Origin of the sequence: Novosphingobium sp. G106, assembly GCF_019075875.1 — a bacterium.
GTDB lineage: Bacteria > Pseudomonadota > Alphaproteobacteria > Sphingomonadales > Sphingomonadaceae > Novosphingobium.
On record NZ_JAHOOZ010000001.1, the window covers coordinates 5019139 to 5042736 of the forward strand.

Annotated in this window: 23 protein-coding genes and 3 pseudogenes; 15 read left to right on the forward strand and 11 right to left on the reverse strand. The window is 67.1% G+C overall.

The genetic code is table 11. The features are described from left to right. Positions 1-10: 10 nt before the first annotated feature. Genes KRR38_RS24325 through hemC form a run of 3 tightly spaced genes read right to left on the reverse strand, consistent with a single transcriptional unit; the run spans position 11 to position 1763 of the window. The gene (locus KRR38_RS24325; RefSeq protein WP_217406034.1) at positions 11-196 is read right to left on the reverse strand and encodes a hypothetical protein; all 186 of its coding nucleotides are present in this window, start codon (positions 194-196) and stop codon (positions 11-13) included. After that, positions 196-906, reverse strand: coding sequence for a uroporphyrinogen-III synthase (locus tag KRR38_RS24330; RefSeq protein ID WP_217406035.1), 711 nt, complete (start codon positions 904-906; stop codon positions 196-198). Before KRR38_RS24330 ends, KRR38_RS24325 begins: the two co-directional genes overlap by 1 nt. Further along, positions 903-1763 carry a hydroxymethylbilane synthase gene (gene hemC, locus KRR38_RS24335; RefSeq protein WP_254515668.1) on the reverse strand — a complete coding sequence of 287 codons (861 nt, stop codon included), beginning with the start codon at positions 1761-1763 and terminating at the stop codon, positions 903-905. The genes KRR38_RS24330 and hemC overlap by 4 nt, the downstream gene beginning before the upstream one ends. 123 nt (positions 1764-1886) lie before the next feature. Between hemC and tsaD the strand changes: the two genes are divergently transcribed. The 7 genes from tsaD to KRR38_RS24370 all read left to right on the forward strand — a co-directional run bounded on the left by tsaD (position 1887) and on the right by KRR38_RS24370 (position 10047). Then, complete coding sequence (gene tsaD, locus KRR38_RS24340; RefSeq protein ID WP_217406036.1) at positions 1887-2915, forward strand: tRNA (adenosine(37)-N6)-threonylcarbamoyltransferase complex transferase subunit TsaD; 1029 nt, start codon at positions 1887-1889, stop codon at positions 2913-2915. Further along, entirely contained in the window at positions 2912-3928 is a 1017-nt protein-coding gene (locus tag KRR38_RS24345) for an NAD(P)H-dependent glycerol-3-phosphate dehydrogenase (protein ID WP_217406037.1), read from the forward strand. Before tsaD ends, KRR38_RS24345 begins: the two co-directional genes overlap by 4 nt. Further along, positions 3925-5445, forward strand: a complete 1521-nt coding sequence (locus tag KRR38_RS24350; protein ID WP_254514959.1) for a lipopolysaccharide biosynthesis protein — start codon at positions 3925-3927, stop codon at positions 5443-5445. Before KRR38_RS24345 ends, KRR38_RS24350 begins: the two co-directional genes overlap by 4 nt. A gap of 137 nt (positions 5446-5582) precedes the next feature. Continuing rightward, positions 5583-7331, forward strand: a complete 1749-nt coding sequence (locus KRR38_RS24355) for a VWA domain-containing protein (protein ID WP_309141131.1) — start codon at positions 5583-5585, stop codon at positions 7329-7331. 152 nt (positions 7332-7483) lie between these two features. Then, the gene (locus KRR38_RS24360; RefSeq protein WP_254514960.1) at positions 7484-9214 is read left to right on the forward strand and encodes a VWA domain-containing protein; all 1731 of its coding nucleotides are present in this window, start codon (positions 7484-7486) and stop codon (positions 9212-9214) included. Between the two features lie 71 nt (positions 9215-9285). Beyond that, positions 9286-9465 (forward strand): hypothetical protein, encoded by a 180-nt coding sequence (locus KRR38_RS24365; RefSeq protein WP_217406038.1) that lies wholly within the window; start codon positions 9286-9288, stop codon positions 9463-9465. A gap of 3 nt (positions 9466-9468) precedes the next feature. Then, positions 9469-10047: a hypothetical protein gene (locus KRR38_RS24370; RefSeq protein ID WP_217406039.1), complete on the forward strand. Its 579-nt coding sequence runs from the start codon at positions 9469-9471 to the stop codon at positions 10045-10047. Between the two features lies 1 nt (position 10048). Here the strand turns inward: KRR38_RS24370 and KRR38_RS24375 are convergent, their stop codons facing one another. Then, positions 10049-10438 carry a nuclear transport factor 2 family protein gene (locus KRR38_RS24375; protein ID WP_217406040.1) on the reverse strand — a complete coding sequence of 130 codons (390 nt, stop codon included), beginning with the start codon at positions 10436-10438 and terminating at the stop codon, positions 10049-10051. Between the two features lie 80 nt (positions 10439-10518). Continuing rightward, the gene (gene uvrB, locus KRR38_RS24380; RefSeq protein WP_217406041.1) at positions 10519-12708 is read right to left on the reverse strand and encodes an excinuclease ABC subunit UvrB; all 2190 of its coding nucleotides are present in this window, start codon (positions 12706-12708) and stop codon (positions 10519-10521) included. Positions 12709-12848: 140 nt separating this feature from the next. On the opposite strand from uvrB, the gene KRR38_RS24385 reads away from it, so the two are divergent. Further along, complete coding sequence (locus KRR38_RS24385; RefSeq protein WP_217406042.1) at positions 12849-13700, forward strand: DUF3011 domain-containing protein; 852 nt, start codon at positions 12849-12851, stop codon at positions 13698-13700. 87 nt (positions 13701-13787) lie between these two features. After that, the gene (locus KRR38_RS24390) at positions 13788-14297 is read left to right on the forward strand and encodes a nuclear transport factor 2 family protein (RefSeq protein ID WP_217406043.1); all 510 of its coding nucleotides are present in this window, start codon (positions 13788-13790) and stop codon (positions 14295-14297) included. A gap of 3 nt (positions 14298-14300) precedes the next feature. Here KRR38_RS24390 and KRR38_RS24395 read toward each other — a convergent pair whose 3' ends face one another. From KRR38_RS24395 to KRR38_RS36400, 3 genes and pseudogenes are all read right to left on the reverse strand, one after another. After that, the gene (locus KRR38_RS24395; protein WP_217406044.1) at positions 14301-15965 is read right to left on the reverse strand and encodes an FAD-dependent oxidoreductase; all 1665 of its coding nucleotides are present in this window, start codon (positions 15963-15965) and stop codon (positions 14301-14303) included. Positions 15966-15984: 19 nt separating this feature from the next. Then, positions 15985-17394, reverse strand: a pseudogene (locus KRR38_RS24400) (FAD-binding protein); the annotation flags it as partial. 115 nt (positions 17395-17509) lie between these two features. Then, positions 17510-17647 (reverse strand): annotated as a pseudogene (locus KRR38_RS36400) (FAD-binding protein); the annotation flags it as partial. Between the two features lie 116 nt (positions 17648-17763). On the opposite strand from KRR38_RS36400, the gene KRR38_RS24405 reads away from it, so the two are divergent. Both KRR38_RS24405 and KRR38_RS24410 read left to right on the forward strand, forming a co-directional pair. Beyond that, positions 17764-18312, forward strand: a complete 549-nt coding sequence (locus KRR38_RS24405) for a nuclear transport factor 2 family protein (RefSeq protein WP_217406045.1) — start codon at positions 17764-17766, stop codon at positions 18310-18312. Further along, the gene (locus tag KRR38_RS24410; RefSeq protein ID WP_217406046.1) at positions 18309-18806 is read left to right on the forward strand and encodes a nuclear transport factor 2 family protein; all 498 of its coding nucleotides are present in this window, start codon (positions 18309-18311) and stop codon (positions 18804-18806) included. The genes KRR38_RS24405 and KRR38_RS24410 overlap by 4 nt, the downstream gene beginning before the upstream one ends. Positions 18807-18813: 7 nt before the next feature. Here KRR38_RS24410 and KRR38_RS24415 read toward each other — a convergent pair whose 3' ends face one another. Further along, positions 18814-18963, reverse strand: coding sequence for a hypothetical protein (locus tag KRR38_RS24415; protein ID WP_217406047.1), 150 nt, complete (start codon positions 18961-18963; stop codon positions 18814-18816). Positions 18964-19055: 92 nt separating this feature from the next. Between KRR38_RS24415 and KRR38_RS24420 the strand changes: the two genes are divergently transcribed. From KRR38_RS24420 to KRR38_RS24435, 4 genes are all read left to right on the forward strand, one after another. Continuing rightward, positions 19056-19865 carry a phytanoyl-CoA dioxygenase family protein gene (locus KRR38_RS24420; RefSeq protein WP_217406048.1) on the forward strand — a complete coding sequence of 270 codons (810 nt, stop codon included), beginning with the start codon at positions 19056-19058 and terminating at the stop codon, positions 19863-19865. Positions 19866-19942: 77 nt separating this feature from the next. Further along, on the forward strand, positions 19943-20419 hold the full coding sequence (locus KRR38_RS24425; RefSeq protein WP_217406049.1) for a hypothetical protein: 477 nt from the start codon (positions 19943-19945) through the stop codon (positions 20417-20419). A gap of 29 nt (positions 20420-20448) precedes the next feature. After that, positions 20449-20643 (forward strand): hypothetical protein, encoded by a 195-nt coding sequence (locus KRR38_RS24430; RefSeq protein WP_217406050.1) that lies wholly within the window; start codon positions 20449-20451, stop codon positions 20641-20643. Further along, the gene (locus tag KRR38_RS24435; RefSeq protein ID WP_217406051.1) at positions 20640-22007 is read left to right on the forward strand and encodes a hypothetical protein; all 1368 of its coding nucleotides are present in this window, start codon (positions 20640-20642) and stop codon (positions 22005-22007) included. The genes KRR38_RS24430 and KRR38_RS24435 overlap by 4 nt, the downstream gene beginning before the upstream one ends. Here KRR38_RS24435 and KRR38_RS24440 read toward each other — a convergent pair whose 3' ends face one another. Then, positions 22008-23078 (reverse strand): NAD-binding protein, encoded by a 1071-nt coding sequence (locus KRR38_RS24440; protein ID WP_309141132.1) that lies wholly within the window; start codon positions 23076-23078, stop codon positions 22008-22010. Positions 23079-23162: 84 nt separating this feature from the next. Beyond that, positions 23163-23590 (reverse strand): annotated as a pseudogene (locus KRR38_RS24445) (cupin domain-containing protein). Positions 23591-23598 lie beyond the last annotated feature (8 nt).

The window sequence follows — 23598 nt, forward strand, 5'->3', positions numbered from 1 at the left end:
GGGTGGAATGTCACTGCGCAGGGGGGGCTTTGCTTGCCGTGTTGCCGGGCAGGGCATAGGGCAGGTTGCCGCTGTTCACCAGCCAGCCGACCGCCACGCCGCCGAGGGCGAAAGCCAGCAATGCGACGAGCACCGTCGTCAGGGCCCGGCGAGGCCGGGGGAGCGGCAAGGGTTCGGTCAGCGTTTCGTCCTGCATCAAGCTCCTGCACCGCAGTTGTCGGCGCGCGGGGTTTGGCACATCTGCCGCGCCAAGGCCAGCATGGCAGCGTCGCTGGGGGCCTCTGCCGCCTGGAGTGCAGCCCAACCGCTGCCCGCCGCGCGCGCGACCCGCGGCCCCAGTGCGGCGAGGGCAACGTTCGACCGGTCGACGTGATGCTTGTCGCAGAGCGCCGCGAAACGGTGCGCGGCCTCCGCCGAATGCAACATGACCAACGCGGGCGTGCGCAGCAGCGCGCGGAACGCTTCCGGCAGCGGCAGCGGCTCGCTGGCATAGACCACACGCTCCTGCATCGACACGGGTGGCGGCGGTATCAGCATCGTCCGCTCGCGCCCGGCGAGGCGCAGCAGCCGGCGGTGCTCGGGCGCGAGATCGCCCATCACCGCCTTGAGCCCGCCGGTCCCAGTCACCACGACGTCGAGCCCGGCCTGACGCGCGACTTCCGCCGTGACTGCGCCAACCGCATAGGTGGGTTTGCCGGCATAGGCAGCAAGCGCGGGGCCGGCATGCCGCGGCGCGTTGGCGCTACCCAGGACGATCGCGTCGAAGCTGTCCGGCGCCGGTGGCTCCCATTCCACGGCGCACACGTCGAACAGCGGGAAGCCCTGCGCATCGATCCCGAGCGCGCGGGCGGCCTCGACCGTGGCGTCGCAGCCGGGCTGCGGGCGGATGACGACGACGGGGATCATGACTCTGCCAGGTGCGGCCCGGTGAAGTAGGCAGTGATCGCCGGCGTGGCGCGCGCGAGCAGATCGGCGGCGAGCCGCGCGGGGCCGGTGGAATCGGTGGCGGCAAAGGTTGCTTCGGCATCGGCGCGCTCGGCGCCGTCCGGGCTGAACACCGCGGTGCGCAGGGTCAGCGTTTCGCCCTCGGCATGGGTCAGCACCGCGACCGGGCTGTGGCAATTGCCGCCGAGCGCGGCGAGCAGCGCGCGTTCGGCGAGCACGGCGTGGCGGCTGGGGGCGTGGTCGATCGCGGCGAGCAGGCGCTGTGTCTCGGCGTCGTCGGCGCGGCATTCGATGGCGATGGCAGCCTGGCCCGGCGCGGGCAGCCATTCGTCGGCGGGCAGGGCATGGCCGGTGCCGTTCTCGCCCAGCCGGTTGAGCCCGGCGGCGGCGAGGAAGGTAGCGTCGGCCTCGCCCGCCGCCAGCTTGGCGAGCCGCGTCGCGACATTGCCGCGGATCGGCACGACCGTGCAGTCGGGGCGGGCGTGGAGCAGCATCGCGGCGCGGCGCGGCGCGCTGGTGCCGACGCGCGCGCCCTGCGGCAAGGCGGTGATGCTCGCCGCGCCGACCAGCACGTCGCGTACATCCTCGCGCGGCAGAATCGCGGCGATCGTGATGCCGGCGGGGCGGATCGTCTCGACGTCCTTGGCTGAATGGACCGCGAAATCGATCTCGCCCGACAGGAGCGCGGCGTCTAGCTCCTTGGTCCAGAGCGCCTTGCCGCCGATATCTGCCAGCGGCCGGTCCTGGATGCGGTCGCCGCTGGCGGTGACGGTCACCAGTTCGACGTCAGCTTCGGTTAAGCCGTGCGCGGCAATCAGCCGCGCCCGCGCTTCTTGGGCCTGAACGAGGGCGAGGGGGGGACTTGCGGGTTCCCAAACGTAGTGGACGGTCGATCATGCGGGGATTGTGCTAGTCGCCAATCTCATTAAGTGGAAGCGGGGATGAGGGTAGTCCTTGGTATCGAGAGCTCGTGCGACGAGACTGCCGCGGCGCTGGTGCAGGAAGACCGCGTCATCGTGGCCCAGCGGATCGCCTCACAGGACGAAGCACACCGGCCCTATGGCGGCGTCGTTCCCGAGATCGCCGCTCGCGCCCATGCCGAGATTCTGACCCCGCTGATCGCGGCGACTCTGGCCGATGCGGGCATGGAACTCGGCGATGTCGATGCCATTGCCGCGACCGCAGGGCCGGGGCTGATCGGCGGCGTGATGGTCGGGCTGGTGACTGCCAAGGCCCTGGCCATGGCAAGCGACAAGCCGCTGATCGCGATCAACCACCTCGAGGGCCACGCGCTGTCGCCGCGGCTGGCCGATGAGAGCCTCGGGTTTCCCTATCTGTTGCTGCTCGCCTCGGGCGGGCATTGCCAGCTGCTGCTGGTCGAGGGCGTCGGGCAATACCGCCGTCTCGCCACGACGATCGACGATGCGCTGGGGGAGGCTTTCGACAAGACCGCCAAAATCCTCGGCCTCGGATACCCCGGTGGCCCGGCGGTCGAGCGGCTGGCGGGCGAAGGCGATGCGCGTAAAGTCCCACTACCGCGCCCGCTGCTCGGCAGTTCGGAGCCGCATTTCTCCTTTGCCGGACTCAAGAGCGCCGTGCTGCGCGCCAAGCAGGCGGGTATCCATGCCGATGCCGATATTGCTGCCTCCTTCCAGCAGGCCGCGGTGGACTGCGTGATCGACCGTACCGGGCGCGCAGTCGCGGCCGCCGGACCGGTCACGGCGCTGGTCGTCGCGGGCGGCGTCGCGGCCAACAAGTCGATCCGCGCGGCGCTCGAGGCCTTGGCGGCCGAGCATGGTTTGCGCTTTGCCGCGCCGCCGCTGGCGCTCTGCACGGACAATGCCGCGATGATCGCCTGGGCCGGCGTCGAACGGCTGGGGCAGAGCGACCCGCTCGACTTCGCCGCCCGGCCGCGCTGGCCGCTCGACGCCGCGGCCGAGCCGGTGCGCGGCGCGGGAGTCAAGGCATGACCCTTCGACAAGCTCAGGGCGGACGGATCGGAGTCATCGGCGGCGGCGCCTGGGGCACGGCACTGGCTCAGGCCTTGGCCAGCGACGGAAGCGAGGTCGTCCTCTGGGCGCGCGAGCCCGAGCTGGTCGCCGAGATCAATACGAGCCGCACCAACAGCCTGTTCCTGCCGAGCGCGAAACTGACTGATACCGTGCGCGCTACTGGCGACATCGCCGAGCTTGGCGGCCTTCCCGCGCTGCTCGCGGTCGTCCCCGCGCAGTTCCTCGCTTCGGTGCTTGCGGGCCTGCCCGATGGCGACCGCGATCTCGTGCTCTGCGCCAAGGGGATCGAGGCCGGCACCGGCCGCTTGATGGCCGACGTCGCGCGCGATGCCGCGCCGGCGGCCCGGCTGGCCGTGCTTTCGGGACCGACATTTGCGCACGAAGTCGCGGCCGGGCTGCCGACGGCGGTGACGCTCGCCTGCGCGGGCGGCGAGGCGCAGTGGCAGCGGCTTTCGCCGCTGATCGCGCGGAAGGCACTCAGGCCCTACTATTCGGACGACGTGATCGGCGCCGAGATCGGCGGCGCGGTGAAGAACGTGCTGGCGATCGCCTGCGGCGTGGTCGACGGCCTGCAACTCGGCCAGAATGCCCGCGCAGCGCTGATCGCGCGCGGCTATGCCGAGATGCTGCGTTTCGGCCTCGCGCGCGGCGCCCGCGGCGAGACGCTGTCGGGACTTTGCGGCCTCGGTGATCTCGTGCTGACCTGCTCTTCGACTTCCAGCCGCAATTTCTCGCTCGGCAAGGCGCTGGGCGAGGGGCAGAGCGCCGCCCAAGCGCTTTCGGGCAAGAGCAGCGTCGCCGAAGGCGCTGCAACCGCACCGGTCCTCGCCGAACTGGCCCGCGCGGGCGGCATCGACATGCCGATCGTCGAAGCGGTCTGCCGCTTGCTCGCGGGCGAAGCGCCGGCGCGCGAGGTTGTTTCTGATCTTCTCGCGCGCCCGCTCAAGGCCGAGCAGGAGGGCAGCGCTTGAGCGCGGAAGCCCCCAGCGCCGCCAGTTCTGCCGAGCGCGAAGACATCGCCGCGATCGCCAAGGGCGGCCGCACCAATCTGCTGGGCTTTCCGCTCCGGCTGTCGGGGCGCATCCCCTTCCTGCTGATCGCCGGCCGGCTCTATGGAGCCGACGCGCTGGGGCGTCTCGCCTCGGCGCTGGTCATCATCGAGTTCGTGGCCCTGCTCAGCTCGGTCGGCCTCAAGCGCGGTCTTGCCCGCCGCCTGACCGAAGAGGATGCGCACCCGGCCAATGCGGTCGGCGATGCCATGCTGATCTCGATCGTCGTCGGCGCCGTTGCGGCCCTGGCGCTGTTCCTGTTCCCCGCGCCGATGTTCCCGAGCGGGCGCTATTCGATCTACGATCTGATGCTGCCGCTGGCGATCATCCCGATCACCGTGACCGACATCGCGCTGGCCGCACTGGCCTATCGCTTCAACGTCGGCGCGACGGTCAAGGCGCGTTCGATCGTCGAGCCCTGGACGATCTCGGGCAGCGCCCTGGCGTTCTACTACCTCGTTCCGGGCGGTCCCGAAGGCGGCCTCGCGCTCTCCTTCATCTTCGCCAACGTCTGCACTTGCGCCGCTGCGGTCGTGCCCTTGCTGCGCGCCTATGGCCTGCCGCAGAACTGGAAGCCGCATCCGCTGCACCTGCTGGGCCTCGCCCGCGCCAACCTGCCGCTCGCTCTGGCCGAGGGCGTCGAATGGGGTTCGCGCCGGCTCGACGTGTTCATCCTCGGCATGTTCGTCAGCCCCGCCGCCGTGGGCGTCTATTACATCGCGCAGCAGGTCGCGAGCCTGCCGCAGAAGCTCAAGACCAGCTTCGAGCCCATCCTGGGCCCGGTCATCACGCGCAGCCTCAAGGAGCGCGACTATGCGGCCATCGCGCGCCAGGTCTGCCAGGTCGGCTTCTGGATAACCGCGGCGCAGTGCGGCATCGCACTGGCGCTCGGAATCCCGGGCGAAGGCGTGATGGGCCTGGTCGGCCCGCACTTCGTCGGCGGCACCGGCGCGCTTGCGTTCCTGCTGGCCGCGGAAGTCGTCGCCGCGACCGCGGTCGTGGCCGATTCCGCGCTGATCTACATGGCGCGGATGAAGAACCTGTTCATCTCGCTCGCGACGATCCTGCTGCAGGCCGGGCTGACCGTGGGGGGTATCCTGCTGGTCGGCGAGCTCGACCTGACCGACACCGAGAAGGGCCTTTACCGCGCCGCCGCTGCAGCCGCGGCGCTGATGCTTTCGCTGGCCGTGGCGTCGGTCGGCAAGTCGCTGCTGCTGTCGCGGCTGCTGCACGAGCGGATCAACAACTGGCGCTGGTCGCTGGTCTGGGCGATCGCGGCTGCCTCGGTGGTCGGCTGGGCCGCGACGCAGTTCCTGCCGGAATGGGCGGAGCTGATCTTCGGCATACCCGCCATCCTTGCCGTCTACTGCTGGGTGATCTGGAACAAGGGTTTCGGGCCCGAGGACCGCGTGCTGTTCCGCAAGAGCGCCCCGGCCTGAATCGATCCTAAACTGGCTGTCTAGCTGTGGCACAGACATGCCGCAGTCACACTTCGTCGCGTCCCAGCACCATTCAGTCGCGGTTCACGGCGAATCGAGCCTCCTCGCCCTCGGGGCATGAAGGAGGAGGATTGCCAATGCGAACTGCCAGAACGCTTACCGCCACCTGTATCGTCGCACTCGTCGCCGGCTGCGCGACCTCGAAGCAGAACCAGGTCGGCTCGGCCGAGGGCGAGGACATCGTCGTCACCTCGCAGCGCGCGCAGGACGAACCGTTCTCAAGCCCGCTGATCCGCGAACACCGTCGGCAGGCCGATGCGACCTCGGTGCCGTCACCCCCGCCGCCGCCATCGGCCGTGGCCCCCTCGATCGCAGGCAAGGCGATGGCGCCGATGCCGCGGCAGGAACAGTTCTCCCGCGCCTTCGTGCCGCCGGTGATGACCGCGACCGATCCCGGCACCGAGCGCTATGCCGGCAAGGAAGTCAGTCCCGTCCACATCGCGCGGAACGAGCCCGTCTCGACCTTCTCGGTCGACGTCGACACCGGCGCCTATGCCAATGCCCGCCGCTTCCTCGGCCTCGGCCAGTTGCCGCCGCGGGATGCGGTGCGCAGCGAGGAACTGATCAACTATTTCCGCTATGACTACGCCGCGCCGGCAACGCGCGACGTGCCGTTCACGGTGACCACTGATGTCGCGGTGACGCCGTGGAACCCGGCGACGCGGCTGATGCGCATCGGCCTGCGCGGCTACGACCTGCCCACGGCAGGCTCGCGGCCGCCGGCGAACCTGGTGTTCCTCGTCGACGTCTCCGGCTCGATGTCGGACGAGGACAAGCTGCCGCTGGTCAAGAGCGCACTCGCGGGTCTTGCGAGTGAACTCAGCCCCAAGGACAAGGTCTCGATCGTCGTCTACGCCGGCGCCGCGGGCCTCGTGCTCGAGCCGACCAGCGATCCGGCCAAGATCCGCGCAGCGCTCGACCGGCTGTCCGCCGGCGGCTCGACCGCGGGCGGCGCCGGGCTCCAGCTCGCGTACAATATCGCGCGCGACAACTTCATCCAGGGCGGGGTCAACCGCATCCTCCTCGCCACCGACGGCGATTTCAACGTCGGCGTCAGCGACAACAAGGCGCTGATCGAAATGGTCGAGAAGCAGCGCGACAGCGGCATCACCTTGACCACGCTCGGCTTCGGCCAGGGCAACTACAACGAAGCGATGATGGAGCAGATCGCCGATCACGGGAACGGCAACTACGCCTACATCGACAGCGCGTTGGAAGCCCGCAAGGTGCTTGGCGACCAGATGAGCGCGACCCTGTTCACCATCGCCAAGGACGTGAAGATCCAGGTCGAGTTCAACCCGGCCCAAGTCAGCCAGTACCGCCTGATCGGCTACGAGAACCGGGCGCTGCGCGAGGAGGACTTCGACAACGACAAGGTCGATGCCGGTGACATCGGCGCCGGGCATCAGGTGACCGCGATCTACGAGATCGTGCCCGCGGGCGCGCAGGGCTGGATCGGCCCACGGCGCTACGAGGATGCCGCGCCAAGCACGGCGGGGAAGGCGGGCGAGCTGGCTTTCGTCAAGCTCCGCTACAAGATGCCCGACGGCAAGACCTCGCGGCTGATCGAGCGGCCGGTTTCGGCGCGGCTGATGCAGACCAGCGCGCGGCCTACGGGCGATTTCGCCTTCGCCACGGCGGTCGCCGCCTTCGGCCAGTCTCTGCGCGGCGATGCCATGATGAACGGCTTCACCCACGCCCAGATCGCTGCTTTGGCCGGACGGCAGCAGGATTTCTGGCGGCAGGAGTTCCTGCGGCTGGTCGGCGTGGCGGGATCGCTCGCTCAAGCTGAAAATACCTCCGAAATGGAGTATAAAGGAGGCTGAATGCTTGCTTAGGTGAATATTGCTGCGGCTAATATTGCGCTGACAGTAGTCGTTTAAGTAATGATGTTTCTATAGAATTCGAAGAATACCTGACTATTTGTTCTCTTCTCACTGATTCGAGCTAGGCATCGAAATCGGAAAGAGGAGGGGATATGGCAACGTCGACCGGTATTCGCTGCGGCGCGCTTTTGGCGTCGGTAGCTTGCGTTCTGGGTGTTTCCGCCGTGTTCATGACGTCGGTAGACGGCAGGCTCGGCCGAACGGCCGATCGCAGCGCAAGCGCGCCGCAGAACAAGTTTGGTTTTGCCGAGGCTCTGGACACCGGGCCGCGCCTGTCGGACCTGTTCAGCGTGCCTGCTGCTCCGCCGGCCAGGGTGACCTCGATCGACATCCGCGAGGAAGCCTACCGCGCTCCGCCGCCGGCCCCGATGGTCGTCTACGGCCCGCGTGCGGAAAATCGCGAGCGCTATGACGGGAAGGAGGTCAGCCCGGTTCACCTCGCGGCGAGCGAGCCCGTCTCGACGTTCTCGGTCGACGTCGATACCGGCGCCTATGCCAACAGCCGCCGCTTCCTTAACCAGGGACAGTTGCCGCCGCAGGCCGCGGTGCGCACCGAGGAACTCGTCAACTACTTCCGCTACGACTATCCCAGGCCGACCGACCGCAGCGTGCCGTTCACCGTCACGACCGACGTGGCGGCAACGCCGTGGAACCCGGCGACGCGGCTCATGCGCATCGGCCTGCGCGGCTATGACCTGCCGGTGAACGGCGCGCGGCCGGCGGCCAATCTCGTCTTCCTGGTCGACGTCTCGGGCTCGATGGACGAGCCCGACAAGCTGCCGCTGGTCAAGGCGGCGCTTTCGGGCCTGGCCGGCCAGCTGAGCCCACGCGACCGGGTTTCGATCGTTGTCTATGCGGGCGCGGCCGGCGTGGTGCTCGAGCCGACGAACAGCGCGGCACAGGTTCGCTCCGCGCTCGACAGGCTGCAGGCGGGCGGCTCGACCGCGGGCGGCGAGGGGCTGAAGCTGGCCTATGCCACGGCGCGCCGCAGCTTCATTCCGGGCGGCGTCAACCGTGTGCTGCTGGCCACCGACGGCGATTTCAACGTCGGCATTTCGGACACCAAGCAGCTGATCGGCATGATCGAGCGAGAGCGCGACAGCGGGGTCACCTTGACGACGCTGGGCTTCGGTCAGGGCAATTTCAACGACGCGATGATGGAGCAGATCGCCGACCACGGGAACGGCAACTACGCCTACATCGACAGCGCCCAGGAAGGGCGCAAGGTGCTGGGCGAGCAGATGAATTCGACCCTGTTCACGATCGCTAAGGACGTGAAGATCCAGATCGAGTTCAACCCGGCCGAAGTCGCCCAGTATCGCCTGCTCGGCTACGAGAACCGCGCGCTGCGGGAAGAGGATTTCGACAACGACCTCGTCGATGCGGGCGACATCGGCGCGGGCCATCAGGTGACCGCGATCTACGAGATCGTGCCCGCGGGCGCCAAGGGCTGGATCGGGGCGCGGCGCTATGCCGCGACGCCGCAGGGCACCGGCAAGCCCGGTGAGCTCGCTTTCGTCAAGCTGCGCTACAAGCTGCCCGACGGCGCGGCTTCGCGCCTGCTCACGCGTCCGGTGCCCGCCAGCCTCCTGGCGACGCGCGCGCGGCCGGCGGGCGACTTCGCTTTCGCGACGGCCGTGGCCGCATTCGGTCAGCGGCTGCGCGGCGACGCCATGCTCAACGGCTTCTCCAATCGGCAGATCGCCTCGCTCGCCGGGCCGCAGCGCGATGCCTGGCGGCAGGAGTTCCTCCGACTGGTGGACCTGGCGGGATCGCTTGTCCGCAACGAAAGCACGGCCCTGCCCGAGCACCGGGGCGGCTGATTTTTGTCGGTCGCATCGCCAAGGAGCGGAAAACCGGTTCCCACTTTTCCGCGCGATGCTATGCCGGGGCGGTGAACAGCCACCGCCTTACCCTCATCCTTGCTGGAGCCGTCGCCGTCGTGGTGATCGCTGCGGCGACCGTCATGGCCCACCACGCCGTCGTCCCGGCACCCGTGTTCGGGGCGATGTTGCTGGTGGTCTATGGGCTGGGACTTGGTCTCGGCAGGCTGGTCTGGAACCGGGGAGGATAGGCCGTGCTACAGACGATCGAAGCCAATTGGATAGCCTTTGCGCTGGCGCTGGTCATCGGCCTGCTGGTGGCCTGGTGGCTGTTTGGCCGCGGCTCGCGCGAGCGGGAGCGCAGCTATCGCCCCGACGTGCTCGACGAAGGCGCCGCGCCTGCACAGCGTAACCAGGCGCTGATCGACCAGCCATCGGCGGTGAGAGCCGCCGGCTTCGCGGATACCGGACCCGACATCATGGGCGGCATCGGCGAGGTTTTCGCGGCCGCGGCGGCGCGCGAGGTTGCCGACGCCCAGCCGGCGGAGGTGCCCGCACCACCGCCACCGCCCGCCACATTTACCGCGACTGGCGACGCCGACGACCTGCGCAAGATCAAGGGCGTCGGCCCCAAGCTCGTCGCGCTGCTGCAATCGCTCGGCGTCACGACCTTCGCCCAAGTCGCCGCCTGGACCGACGCGGACATTGACCGCATCGACGCCCAGCTCGGCACTTTCGCCGGCCGTATTCGCCGCGACAACTGGGTCGAGCAGGCGAAGTTCCTCGCAGCGGGGGATACCGCGGGGTTCGAGGGCAAGTTCGGGAAGCTCTAGGTCAGGCGGCCGCCTTGCCGGCGTGCCTGCTCATCCAGTCCGGATCGAAGAAATCTTCGTAGCGCTGGATCAGTCCGGCCTCGTTGAACTCAAAGATCGAGATGCCGCGCAGCAGCGGCATATCCTTGGGCCAGTTCTCGCCGACCCCGCGCCAGTTCCAGCACATGACGAGGCGGTTGCCCTCGGCATTGAACCACTCGGCCTTGGTCTCCGCCTTGGGCCAAGCCGCGACCGACTTGCGCAACTCGTCGAGGCCCGACATCGGCACCGCGGTGGTCGGCATCTTGAACGTGCAGTCCTCGGCATAGAGCGCGATCTGCTGCTCGACCTCGCCGATGTCCTGGTAGTGCATCGACCGCTCGGCGATATCGATCATCGCGTCCTTGTCCATGGCTCTCTCCCGAATTGCTTTATGAAATATGGAAGATAATATGATACACAGTGGCCTATAACAACCGCTCGAGGCGACTCCTACCGCCCCCACTTTCGCCGGCTCTCCTTCCCAAACCGCCCCTTGCGCGTCCCCGGCTTGCCTTCGTTGCTGCGCCCCACGATCGGCGCTTTCTTCTCGCCGTCGGGTATCCCGAGTTCGTCCGCTTCCAGCCGCCTGATCTCGTCGCGGAGCCTGCCAGCTTCCTCGAACTCGAGGTCCGCGGCCGCGGCGCGCATCTTCTTTTCGAGGTCTTCGATGTAGCTGCGCAGGTTGTGGCCGACGAGGTTGTTCTCGCCCTCGGCTTCGATGTCCACGAGCACGCCGTCGCGGCTCGCGGTGTCTGCGACGATGTTGTGGATGTCGCGCTTGATCGATTCCGGGGTGATGCCGTGTTCGAGGTTGTAGGCGTGTTGCTTGTCGCGCCTCCGGTCGGTTTCGGCGATGGCGCGTTCCATCGAGCCGGTCATGCGGTCCGCATAGAGGATGACGCGGCCGTCGACGTTGCGAGCGGCGCGGCCGATCGTCTGGATCAGCGAGGTTTCGCTGCGCAGGAAGCCTTCCTTGTCGGCATCGAGGATGCAGACGAGGCCGCATTCGGGGATGTCGAGGCCTTCGCGCAGCAGGTTGATGCCGACGAGCACGTCATAGACGCCGAGCCGCAGGTCGCGGATCAGTTCGATGCGTTCGAGCGTCTCGACGTCGCTGTGCATGTAGCGCACGCGCAGCCCCGCCTCGTGCATAAACTCGGTCAGGTCCTCGGCCATGCGCTTGGTCAGGGTGGTGACGAGCGTGCGGTAGCCGTTCTGCGCGGTCTCGCGGCATTCGTTTATGCAGTCCTGCACCTGGTCTTCGACCGGGCGTATCAGCACGGGCGGGTCAATCAGGCCTGTGGGGCGGATTACCTGCTCGGCGAAGACGCCGCCGCTTTCCTCCATTTCCCAGCCGCCGGGCGTTGCCGAGACGGCGACCGTCTGCGGGCGCATCGCGTCCCATTCGTTGAAACGCAGCGGGCGGTTGTCGATGCAACTCGGCAGGCGGAAGCCGTATTCGGCCAGCGTGATCTTGCGGCGGTGGTCGCCCTTCGACATCGCGCCGATCTGCGGCACGGTCTGGTGGCTTTCGTCGATGAACAGCAGCGCGTCATCGGGCAGGTATTCGAACAGCGTCGGCGGCGGCTCGCCGGGCAGGCGGCCGGTGAGGAAGCGGCTGTAGTTCTCGATCCCCGCGCAGGAACCGGTGGCGGCGATCATCTCGAGGTCGAAATTGGTGCGCTGTTCCAGCCGCTGGGCCTCAAGCAGCTTGCCCTCGGTCTCGAGTTCCTTGAGCCGTTCGACGAGCTCGAACTTGATCGCCTCGCTCGCCTGCTTGAGTGTCGGGCCGGGCGTCACGTAGTGCGAATTGGCATAGACGCGGACCTGATTGAGCTTGGCGCCGCTCTTGCCGGTCAGCGGATCGAATTCGGCGATCTCCTCGATCTCGTCGCCGAAGAAGGTCACGCGCCAGGCCATGTCCTCGTAGTGGCTCGGATAGATTTCCAGGCTGTCGCCGCGCACGCGGAAATTGCCGCGGCTGAAGGCGGCATCGTTGCGCTTGTATTGCAGCGCGACGAGCTTGCGGACGATCTCGCGCTGGTCGACGCTGGTGCCCTTCTTGAGATCGAAGATCATCGCCGAATAGGTCTCGACCGAGCCGATGCCATAGATGCACGAGACCGAGGCGACGATGATCACGTCGTCGCGTTCGAGCAGCGAACGCGTGGCCGAATGGCGCATCCGGTCGATCGCCTCGTTCACCGAGCTTTCCTTCTCGATGTAGGTGTCCGACCGCGGCACGTAGGCCTCGGGCTGGTAGTAGTCGTAGTAGGAGACGAAATACTCGACCGCGTTGTCGGGGAAGAAGCTCTTGAACTCGCCGTAGAGCTGCGCGGCGAGGATCTTGTTGGGGGCAAGGATCAGCGCCGGGCGCTGCAGCTGTTCGATCACCTTGGCCATGGTGAAGGTCTTGCCCGAGCCGGTGACGCCGAGCAGGACCTGGGTCTTGTCCCCCGCCAGCGCTGCCTCGGTCAGATCGGCGATGGCTGTCGGCTGGTCGCCGGCCGGTTGATATTCGGAGGACAGCACGAAGGGCTTGCCGCCATCGCTCTTCTCCGGGCGCTGCGGTTTGTGGGGAACGAAGTTTTCGGAAGTGTCGGGTTCTGCGAGTCCCCGGCGGATGACGAGTTCGACCATGGCGGAATATATGGGGAACGGATTGCGCGGTGGCAATGCGCCTGGGTCACCGAAAATGTTCGGCTTGCAAAGGGCAAGGCATGGGGCACAATCGCGGTCGATAGATGGTCGCAGAAGCGGCCCGCAGAGGAGGGTAGCGTATGACTCGCAGGCTCGCCGCGATCGTTTTGTCGACCGCATTGATCGCGCAAGGCATCACGCCGGTGTTGGCCCAGACCAAACCGGCCTGGCGGGACAGGCGAGTCCCGTTGCCCGGCCCCGTTCCGGACCGCCCGACACCGCTGCCGAGCCCCTATCCCGGCCGACCGCAGATCCAGCCGCCGCGACCCGGTCCCGGCTATGGCGACAACCGCGGCTATGCCGGGCGGATAAGCTGCACGGCGCGCGGCAGCCGCCAGGTGCGGTGCAACGCGCCGACTGAGAACCGGGTGACGCTGCTCAGCGGCAGCGCCTGCTCGCAGGGGCGGACCTGGGGCTACGACCGGCGTTCGATCTGGGTGTCGCACAATTGCCGCGGCAACTTCGCCTATGGCTATGGCAACGATTGGGGCAACAATCGCCCGCCCGACAAAGACAAGGGGCCGAGCGCTGGGGTGATCATCGGCGGCGTTGCGGTTGCCGCCGGCCTGATCGCGTTGCTCGCTACGCGCAAGAAGTCGAGCGCCCCCGCATCCAGCACGGCTACACCGACGCCGACGCCCGCCGCGACCTATCCGCCAGGACCGCCCGCGCAGATCTCGGCCGATCTCGCCTCGATCCCGGCCGATGCCAGGCCGTCGATGCAGACCTGTCTTTCCGAGGCCGCGCGCGAGGTCGGTGTGACCGGGGCGAGCAGGCTGCGCTTCGACCGGGTGAAGACGATCGAGGCGGGCAATGGCGGCTGGCGCTTCGGCGCCGATCTGACGGCGACCTATCCGGACGGCGACCAGGCGCTGCCGATCTATTGCCGCGCGACTCCGGCGAAAGTGATCCAGCTCGACTTCAACACCTGAACCTGCTGGCCTTTGCGGGAAGGGTCACGCTAGGACGCGTGGCCCTTTTCGTTTGCCGTTCGACAAACCAGAATACCGGAGAGACCGATGCCCAAGATTATCGACGACGTGGTGGCCGAGTCCGAGATCAAGGACGTCCACCTGCGCTATTGCCGCGCCAACGACCGCCGCGACGAGGAGCTGATGCGCTCCTGCTTCCACCCCGGCGCGGTGATCGAGCTGCACAAGGAGCTGGGCGTCGACGAATTCTGCGAGCTCGGCCGGCAGATCCTCGGGCAATACACGGTGACCTGGCACAACACGGGTAATCAGCTGGTCGAGGTCAAGGGCGACGCCGCCTGGGCCGAGCACTACACGATCTCCTCGCACCGCATCGCCGCCGACGACAAGGGGCCGGAGCGCGACTGGATCGCGCACGGGCGCTATATCGACCGGTTCGAGAAGCGCGGCGGCGAGTGGAAGATCGCGCGGCGCAAGATGGTGGTCGACTATACGCGGCTCGATAATGTCACGCCCGGCGATCCGGCCGTGCCCGGAGGTAGCGGCGGCGGATCGCGCGACCGCAACGATCCGTCCTACGCGATGCGGCTTGGCTGACCTTCAGACCGCCTGGTTGCCCAGCCCGGCGGCGTGCTTGGCGGCGACGAAGCCCCAGGTGAAGCTCGGGCCGATCGAGCAGCCCGCGCCCGGATAGTTGCGCCCCATCACCGCTGCGCTGGTGGTGCCGGTGGCGTAGAGCCCGTCGATCACCGAACCGTCCTCGCGGAGCACGCGCGCCCAGGCGTCGCAGACCGCGCCGCCATAGGTGCCGACGTCGCCCGGGACGACCTGGACCGCATAGAACGGCCCCTTCTCGATCACGCCGAGCGTGGCGTTGGGCTTGTGCGTGTAGTCGCCGAGGAAATTGTCGTAGGCGCGGGCGCCGCGGGCGAAGTCATCGTCGCGGCCCTTGCGCGCGAAGCCGTTGAACCTTTCGACGGTGGCCTTCAGCGCCGCCGGTGGAATGCCGCAAAGCTCGGCGAGACCTTCGATCGTGTCGGCGCGTTTCATGTAGCCGCTGTCGAACCATTCCTGCGGCTTCTTCGAGCCGGGCATGGTCTCGGCGATCATGTATGTGCGCATGAACGTGTCGTCCATGATCCACCAGCTCGGCACCGCGGGCACCGTCTCGTGGCGCTTGAGCTGGCCCTGGCAGAACGACATGTAGGAGCCGCCCTCGTTCATGTAGCGGACGCCGGTCTGGTCGACGAGGATCGAGTGCGGCTTGGTGATCTGCGGCTGGACTCCCGCGGCCTCGATGCAGCCCGGCGGCAGGGTCATCTGGTTGCCGACGAATTCGTCCATCTGCGCCATCCAGGCGCCGATCCGCATCAGTTCCTGGTGCATGTCGCCGGTGTCGCCGGGCGCGGCGTGGGTCCATTCGACACGGGTATGCGGGATGTACTGGTCGCGCATCGCCTGGTTGTGGGCGAAGCCGCCGGCGTTGAGCAGGACGCCCAGCCTGGCGCCGACGCGCCAGGGCTTGCCGTCCCTCTCGCTGAGCACGCCGATGACGCGGCCCTCTTCCAGGATCAGCTCCTTCACCGGCGCATGGGTGCGCAGCTCGATGCCCTTGTTGATCGCCTGCTGGAGCATGCGGCCCTGCAGCGCGGCGCCGGCGGTGACCCAGTGCTTGCCGGTCAGCTTGGCGACCAGGCCGCGCCAGACCACCTTGGCCGCGGTCAGCTTCGACTTCCACGAGACCTTGATCAGCGGCAGCTCGAGCGCGTCGGCGATCGGCGCGGGCAGGGTGAACTTGTTTGGCCGCAGCTTGTCCTTCCATTCGCCCAGCTCGTTGATGTCGAACAGGTCGGCCGAGACGGTGCGGCCCGGCTCGCTGCTGCCGGGCAACTCGTCGTTGTAGTCGGGCCAGTAGGGGTTGCGCTTGAACTTGATCCCCTGGCCGATGAGGAATTCGAGCATCTCCGGGGCTTCGCGCAGGTAGGCGTGCTGCCGCTCGCGGCTGGCTCCGGGGGCGGGGTCGCTGCGGTCGGTCAGCGTCTGCAGGTATGTCGCGGCCTTGTCGAAGCTGTCGTCGATCCCCTGCTGCTTCATGAAGCGGTTGTTGGGGATCCACATGACCCCGCCGGCCTTGGCGGTCGAGCCGCCGAGGAGGTCGGTCTTCTCGAGGATCAGCACCGATTTGCCGGCCTTGCGCAGCACCAGCCCGGCGCACATCGAACCGCCGCCGCTGCCGACCACGACGAAGTCATATGTCTCGTCCATCTGCCGATCCTCCCCGGAATTAAAGCGTCTGGTTGCCCAGCCCCGCGGCGTGCTTGGCCGCGACGAAGCCCCAGGTGAAGCTCGGACCGATCGAGCAGCCTGCGCCCGGATAGGTCCGGCCCATGACCGCGGCGGTGGTCGTACCGGTGGCATAGAGCCCCGGAATCGCTTCGCCGTCCTCGCGCAGCACGCGCGCCGCACTGTCGGTGACGACGCCGCCGAAAGTGCCGACATCGCCGGGGTTGATCGCCACGGCATAGAACGGCCCTTCCTCGACCGTGCCAAGCGTGGCGTTGGGGCTGTGGGTGTAGTCGCCCAGGAAGCGATCGTAGGCGCGGTCCCCGCGGCCGAAGTCCTCGTCCTTGCCTTTGCGCGCGAATTGGTTGAAGCGGTCGGTCGTCGCCTTGAGCGTCGCCGGCGGCACGCCGCAGGCCATGGCGAGTTCCTCGATCGTGTCGCCCTTGCGCAGGAAGCCGGTCGAGAACCAGTCGTCCGGCTTCTTGGTGCCGGGCAGGGTGTCGGCCAGCATGTAGGTCTTGATGAACTGGCTATCCATGATCATCCAGCTCGGCAGCGCGGGCACGGTTTGGTGGCGTTCGAGCATGTTCTGGCAGAACAGCATGTAGGAGCCGCCCTCATTCATGTAGCGCTGGCCCGACTGGTCGACGAGGAAGGCGTGCGGCTTGCACAACTGCATCTGCGCGCCGGCGGGATTGCCCGCGGGCGTGAACATGTTCTGGTTGCCGACCATCTCCTCCATCTGGCCCATCTTCGCGCCGATGCGCATCATCTCGCGGTGCATGTCGCCGGTGTCGCCCTCGGCGGCGATCGACCATTCGGTGCGGGTGCCCGGAATGTATTTGTCGCGCATCTCCTGGTTGTGGGCGAAGCCGCCGGCATTGAGCAGGACGCCGAGCCTGGCGCCGATCCGAGCCGGCTTGCCGTCGATCTCGACCGCCACGCCGGTGCAGGCGCCGTCCTCCATGATGACTTCCTTGACCGAGGCATTGGTGCGCAGCTCGACCCCGGCCTTGATCGCGGCGTGGAGCATGCGGCCTTGGAGCGCGGCCCCGGCAGTGACCCAGTGCTTGCCGGTGAGCTTCGCGGTCATGCCCTTGAGCACCATCTTCGCCGCGATCCACTTGGCCTTCCACGAGCGGCTGATCAGCGGCAGGATCATCGCGTTGAAGATCGGCACGGGCATTTGGAAGGCGTTCGGCCGCAGCTTGGCCTTCCATTCACCAAGCTCGTTGACGTTGAACAGCTTGGCATGGACCGTGCGGCCCAGCGTGCCGCCGGCGCGGTCGTCGTAATAGTCGGGCCAGTGCGGCGCGCGTTCGAAGGGAACGCCCTGGCGGATCAGGAATTCGAGCATGGCATTGGCTTCGGTGATGTAGGTCCGGCGTCGCTCGCGGCTGGTGCCCGGAGCGTCGCCCTCGCGCGCCTCGACAACGGCGTTGAGATACTGCTCGCCCTGCTCGACGCTGTCGGTGACCCCCCGCTTCCTTCATGAAGCGGTTGGCCGGAATCCACATGACGCCGCCGGCCTTGGCGGTCGAGCCGCCGATCAGGTCGGTCTTCTCGAGGATCAGCACCGACTTGCCCGCCTGGCGCAGCACCAGCCCCGCACACATAGAACCGCCGCCGCTGCCGACGACGACGAAATCGTAGGTTTCGTCCATTTACCCCAATCCTCTCAAATTCTCGTTTGTCTGCAGTTCACACGATAGCGCGGCGCGTGTCCAGACTTGCGCCGAGGCGGCGAGAGGGTGATGCTTGCCGCAAAGGGAGAAGGCCTATGCCGACGAACGCCAGCGACCTGTGGGCCGAGGCGACGATCATGGAGGTCCAGAAGCGCTATTGCCGCGGCGTCGATCGCCGGGACTTCGCCATGGTTCGCGATTGCTTCCATGCCGACGCAGAGCTCGACTACGGCGATTACAAGGGCGATGTGGACGGTTTCGTCAGGATGGCAGAGGCCGGGCTCGCCATCTACGGCGCAACGACTCATTTCATAGGAAACCAACTGGTCGAACTCGATGGCGATACGGCTTGGGCGGAGCATTATGTCGTGGCCTATCACCGCTGCCCGGCCGCAGGCGCAGTCCCCGATCACGATTTCGTCTGCAATTTCCGTTACGTCGATCGCATGGAATGGCGGCCATGCAGGAGTGGCAGCGGGGACGCGGAGGAAGGCGAATGGCGCATCGCCGCGCGCGTGTTGCTGGTCGATAGCTGGAGGCGCGTGCCGTTGCCGGATCTTGGGCCCGGTCCGACGATGAAACCGGGCAGGCGCGACCGTGACGACCTGTCATGGTCCGACACGTTCAGGAGGAGAAAGGCGTGAGGAAGACGGTTGAGGAGATGCTGGCCGAGGCCACGATCAAGGACATCCAGATCCGCTATTGCCGGGCCTGCGACCGCATGGACTTCGAGCTGATGCGGGACTGCTTCCATCCCGATGCGACCACCGACTACGGCTTCTTTGGCGGCACGGTGGACGAGTTCATCGAGGGCGCGAAGGCCGGGCTGCCGCTCTATCTCGGCACCACGCACAACACCGGCAACCAGATCGTCGATGTCGATGGCGATGTCGCTTGGGCCGAACACTATACGGTCGCGACGCACCGGGTGGCGGCCGATGAGATCGGCCCCGAGCGCGATTTCATCACGGCGGTGCGCTATATCGACCGCGTCGAATGCCGCGACGGTGATTGGCGGATCGCCAAGCGCGTGCTGATCCTCGACTGGATGCGCAGCGATCCTGTGACTGTCATCGAGCCGCGGCCCGAGGTCCAGCCGGGCAAGCGCGACCGCAGCGATGCGTCCTACGCGCGGTAAAAATCCCTCAGTGCCGTTTGAAGTATTGCACCTCACGTTCGTGCTTCTCGGCGGCTTCGCGGCTGTCGAAGGTGCCGAGGTTGCGGCGCTTGCCGGTGTCGGACTCTTTCTTGCGCGAGTAGAGCCGGTACTCGCCGGACTTGAGCTTGCGGATCATGCCGAGGCAACGCCACAAGAAGCCCGAGCGTTCCAGTTTCCGCGCTTGACCGCACCGTGCTCGCGGCGGAATTTCGGTTCGGGAGAGCAAACATGGCCGCACCGGACGAACTGACCTGCCGCGCCGTTACCGCGGACGAGATTGCACATTATACCGAGCGCGGCTGGGCCAAGCTGCCGGGCTTCGTGCCGCGGACCACCGTGGCAGAGCTGCTCGCCATGGCGCAGGAACGTATGGGCAGCGACGGCAAAGGCAATGCTGTCAGCCCGATGAAACAGCCGTTCTTCAACCCCGAAGTCACCGGCGGCCCTGCCAATTCGCAGCTACGCCCGCTGCTGAACGGCATGGGGCGCAACGCCAAGGCGCTGATGCAGCGCAGCCCGCGGATCGAGGCGCGCTATTTCGGGGACTTCTTCGCGGTGAAGCTGCCGGTATCGCGCGAGACCGAGCATCCGGGCGCCGGCGCGACCTATTTCCACCAGGACTTCACCAACTGGGCGCTCGACCGGTCGGGCGGAATGACCTTCTGGATCGCATTGGCCGATCTCGCGCCCGAAAGCGGCACGATGTCGTTCCTCAGCGGCTCGCACCGCGAGGGCGTGCTCGGCCACTATCGCACCTATGCCGAGGGCGAGGACATCTTCGACGATTTCCCCGAATTGCGCGATCCAGCGCGGCTATCGGAACCGATGTCCTATGCCGCGGGCGATGCCACCGTGCATTCGGTGATGACGGTCCACGGTGCGGGCGAGAACCGCACCGATGGCCCGCGCTGGGCCTATATCGTCACTGCCAATCCATCGGACGCGCGCTGGAGCGGCGCCCCGCCCGAAGCCTATTCGACCGAGGGCATGGAGCTGCGCCAGGAACTCGACGATGCGCGATTCCCGGTGATAGGCTGAGAACCGGAGAAAAACGGGGGGTAACGATGCACGGACAAAAGACCCGGCGTGCCGGGCGATCGGCATTGTATGGGATCATGGGCGGCCTGGCGCTGATCGGAACGTCGCCGGCGATGGCAAAGATCGAGGAGGCACCACTCGCGAGCCGGAAGACCGCCGATCAGGTGTTCTGGCGCTTCACCCAATGCGTGCTGCGCCGCGAGCCCCAGGCATCGGCCCAACTGCTCCGGTCGGTCTATTGGACCGAAAAGGAGGTGAAGGCCGCTACCCAGCTTGCGGTTCGCAACGATTCCTGCACGCTGCTGGACGGTGACGAACTGAAGATGCAGCCGACGCTGTTTCGCAGCGCGCTGGCTTCCGCGGCGTTTGTCGCGCGCCACGACAAGCAGCCCTTGCCCGACTATGCCTCGGCGCCGCAGCGCTTCGGAAATATCGCCATTACCACTGCGAGCACGTCGGACCAGCGAGATCGTGCCATCTTGCTGAGCTTTGCGGAATGCGTGTTCCGGCATCGTCCGGGGAGGTCCGCAACCTGCTCGCGCTCGAGCCGATGAGCCCGGCGGAGAAGGAGGCATGGGCGCCGTTGAACGATGTTCTCGGCGGCTGCCTGCCGGCTACGCCGGGCGCGCAGGTCCATTTCAGCCGTATGGCGCTCCGCGGACTCCTCGGTGAAGCGGCCTATGAACTCGACCTGGTTCTGGCCGCCGTTCCCCCCCGGGACGTCCGCCGCTGCGCCCTGACCTTCCGGCCAGGATACTTGCCTATCGACGATAGGTGATCGGCGTCGATGCCGCCGGGGCTGGCGTATCCCTGATCGAGATGTCATTGCCCCGGGCGATGACTCAGCAGCTTCCTACCCTAATCGATCAGTTCCGCGGCGACCACACCGGGCTCGACATACCCGCCCATGTCGAGGCCTTTCGCGAGGCCGGACCTGAATTCCTGACCCGCGCTTTCCGCGCCTTCGGATCACTCGGCGCGGACAATGCCGTCTCGCGCGTCACCAATCTCGAACACTGCCCGGGCGGCAGCACCGGGGCCAAGCTGTTCATGACGGTCGCGTACGAGCGGCCCGATCCGAAGCTGCATACCGAGCTCTTCGTCAAGTTCTCGCGCGACTTCACCGACAAGCGGCGCGACTGGCAGCGCTGGGAAATGCAGTCCGAAGTGCCGTTTCTCGCGCTCACCCGCCAGCCGGGTTTCCCGATCGCGGTGCCCGAGGCCTATTTCGCCGACTTCGACGCGAAGACCGGCACTGGCCTCGTCGTCACCGAGCGCGTCGCCTATGGCGAGAACGGGATCGAACCGCACCGGGTCAAGTGCCTCGACCATCTGACGATGGACGATCCGCTGCCCTATTACCGCCAGGTCGTCTCCTCGCTGGCGCGGCTCTGCGCCGCGCACAAGTCCGGCAGCCTGTCATCGCATATCGACGAGGTGTTTCCGTTCGATGCCAAGACCGGTTCGGCCGATCCGATCCGCTATGATGCGGACGGGCTGCGCAAGGCGCTGGACATAGCGATCGATTTCGCCAGGCGAGCGCCGCAGCTCGTGCCGGCCGAGGCGAGCACGCCCGAATTCCTTGCCGAGATGGAGCGCACCGCCAACGTCGTGCTCGAGAACGAGGCGACGCTTCAGCGCTATCTAACCGGCAATCGCGATCTGATCGCGCTGTGTCACTGGAACGCGCACATCGACAACTGCTTCTTCTGGCGGGACGCGAGCGGGGATCTCCACAGCGGCCTGATCGACTGGGGGCGCGTCGGCCAGATCACGTTCGGCTCGATCCTCTGGGGCGGGCTGAGCGCGGCGCACTACGACATCTGGGACAAGCACATCGACGACCTGCTCCAGCTCTTCGTCGACGAATATCACGCCCACGGCGGGCCGCGGGTGACCAAGGAAGCGCTGGAGCTGCACTTGACCTTGCACATGGCGACGATGGCGGTCTCGCGCGTGCTGCTGTTCCCCGAAGTGATCCTGTTTCGCCTGCCCGAGATCGTCGACATGCAGCCCGATGATGAGCGGATCATGGCGATCGACCCGGCGCGCAACTCGGTGCACATCTACACCGTGTTCCTGAAGTTCTGGCTGCGGCAGGACTTCGGCGCGGCGGTAGACCGGCTGCTCGCCGACGCCTGATCAGGTCCAGGTCCGGCCGACTTTTATCGGCTTCTTCGGCGCGGCGAAGATCGCGCCCGCGGCGACCTTGGTGCTGCGCACGACGAGGACCACGGTATCGCCGGCCTCGATCCACACGCCTTCGCCGGGATGGAGGAAGCTCGGCCCGTCGGGGCGGTCGATCTGGACGATGAAGAAGGCGCCGCCGCCGCGGCGCTCGGCCTCGCCCACCGTCTCGCCGGCGAGCGCGCTGTCCGCGGGCACGGTTACCGCCTCGATCTCCAGCCCGAACTCATGGAGGCCCCGCTTGAGGTCACGCATGGGCTGGCTCTCGCCCATAAAACGCGCGGTGGTGGGATAGAGGATCATCTCGGCGATGCGCTCTGCACCGATGTGGGTGGGCAGGACGACCTTGTCGGCGCCGGCGTGGATCAGCTTGCTTTCGGTCGTAGGTATCTCGCCGCGGGCGATGATTTCGAGCCGCGGATTGAGGCTGCGGGCCGACAGCGTGATGAAGACGTTGAGCGCGTCATCGGGCAGCACCGTTGCCAGCACCCGCGCTCGCTCGATCCCGGCCGCCTTGAGCGAAGCCTCGTCGGTCGCGTCGCCGGCGAGGCAGAGATAGCCCAGCGCCTGCGCCTCGGCGAGCTTGGCGGGGTTGCGTTCGAGGATGACGAAGCCCTGGCGTGCGGCCGAGAGCTCCTTGCCGAGCTGTTCGCCGATGCGGCCATAGCCGCAGATGATGGCGTGGCCCGAAAGCCGTTCGATCTGCGATTGCATGCGGTCGATCCCCAAGAGACTGCGGAGCTGGTAGTGCGCGAAGACCTGGATCAGCGCACCGGTGAGCACGATCATGCCGGTGCAGCCGAGCACCATCGTGCTCATCGTCAAGGTGCGAAGCCAGGCCGTGTCGATCGGATGGACCTCGCCATAGCCGACCGAGAAGATCGTCAGCGTGACCATGTAGGTCGCGTCGGCCAGGGTCCATCCCGACGCGACATAGCCGGCCGAGGCCAGGACAAAGACCGCGCCGACGAAGGCCAACGTCCGCGCGAGGTTGAGCAGCGGCGATCCGAAGACGCCGTCCGCCACTTGTTCGGCCCTGGTCCAGCGATCGGCTATTGTGCGTGCCCCCAATGCTGCAGGTGCGAAACTGACGGCAGAGCGGGCGGTTGTCTAGCCTAGCGGTTCCCAGTTTTCCGGGGCCAGTTCGAAGCCGGCGAAGTCGAAGCCCGGCGAGACGATGCAGCTTACCAGCGTCCACCCGCTCTGCGGCTCGGCCGCTTGCCAATGGCCGGCGGAACCAGCGCCTGCGGTACTTGGCCGCCCAGCACATCCGGGCCCAGGGTGATCCGGCGGATCGGTCCGCTCTTGTCCGCCGCGATCGACAGCTTCAGCGGTTCGCCGGCGTGCCACAGCCAGATCTCGGCGGCATCGACCCTGTGCCAGTGCGAACGCTGGTGCGCTTCGAGCAGGAAGTGGATCGCCGTCCCGCTCGGCCGTTCGCCCGGCGGCGCATCGGCCCGCCATGTCTCGCGGTACCAGCCGCCTTCGGGGTGCGGCGCGAGGCCGAGCTTCTCTATGATCGCTTCCGCAGTCGCCATGCCGTGCT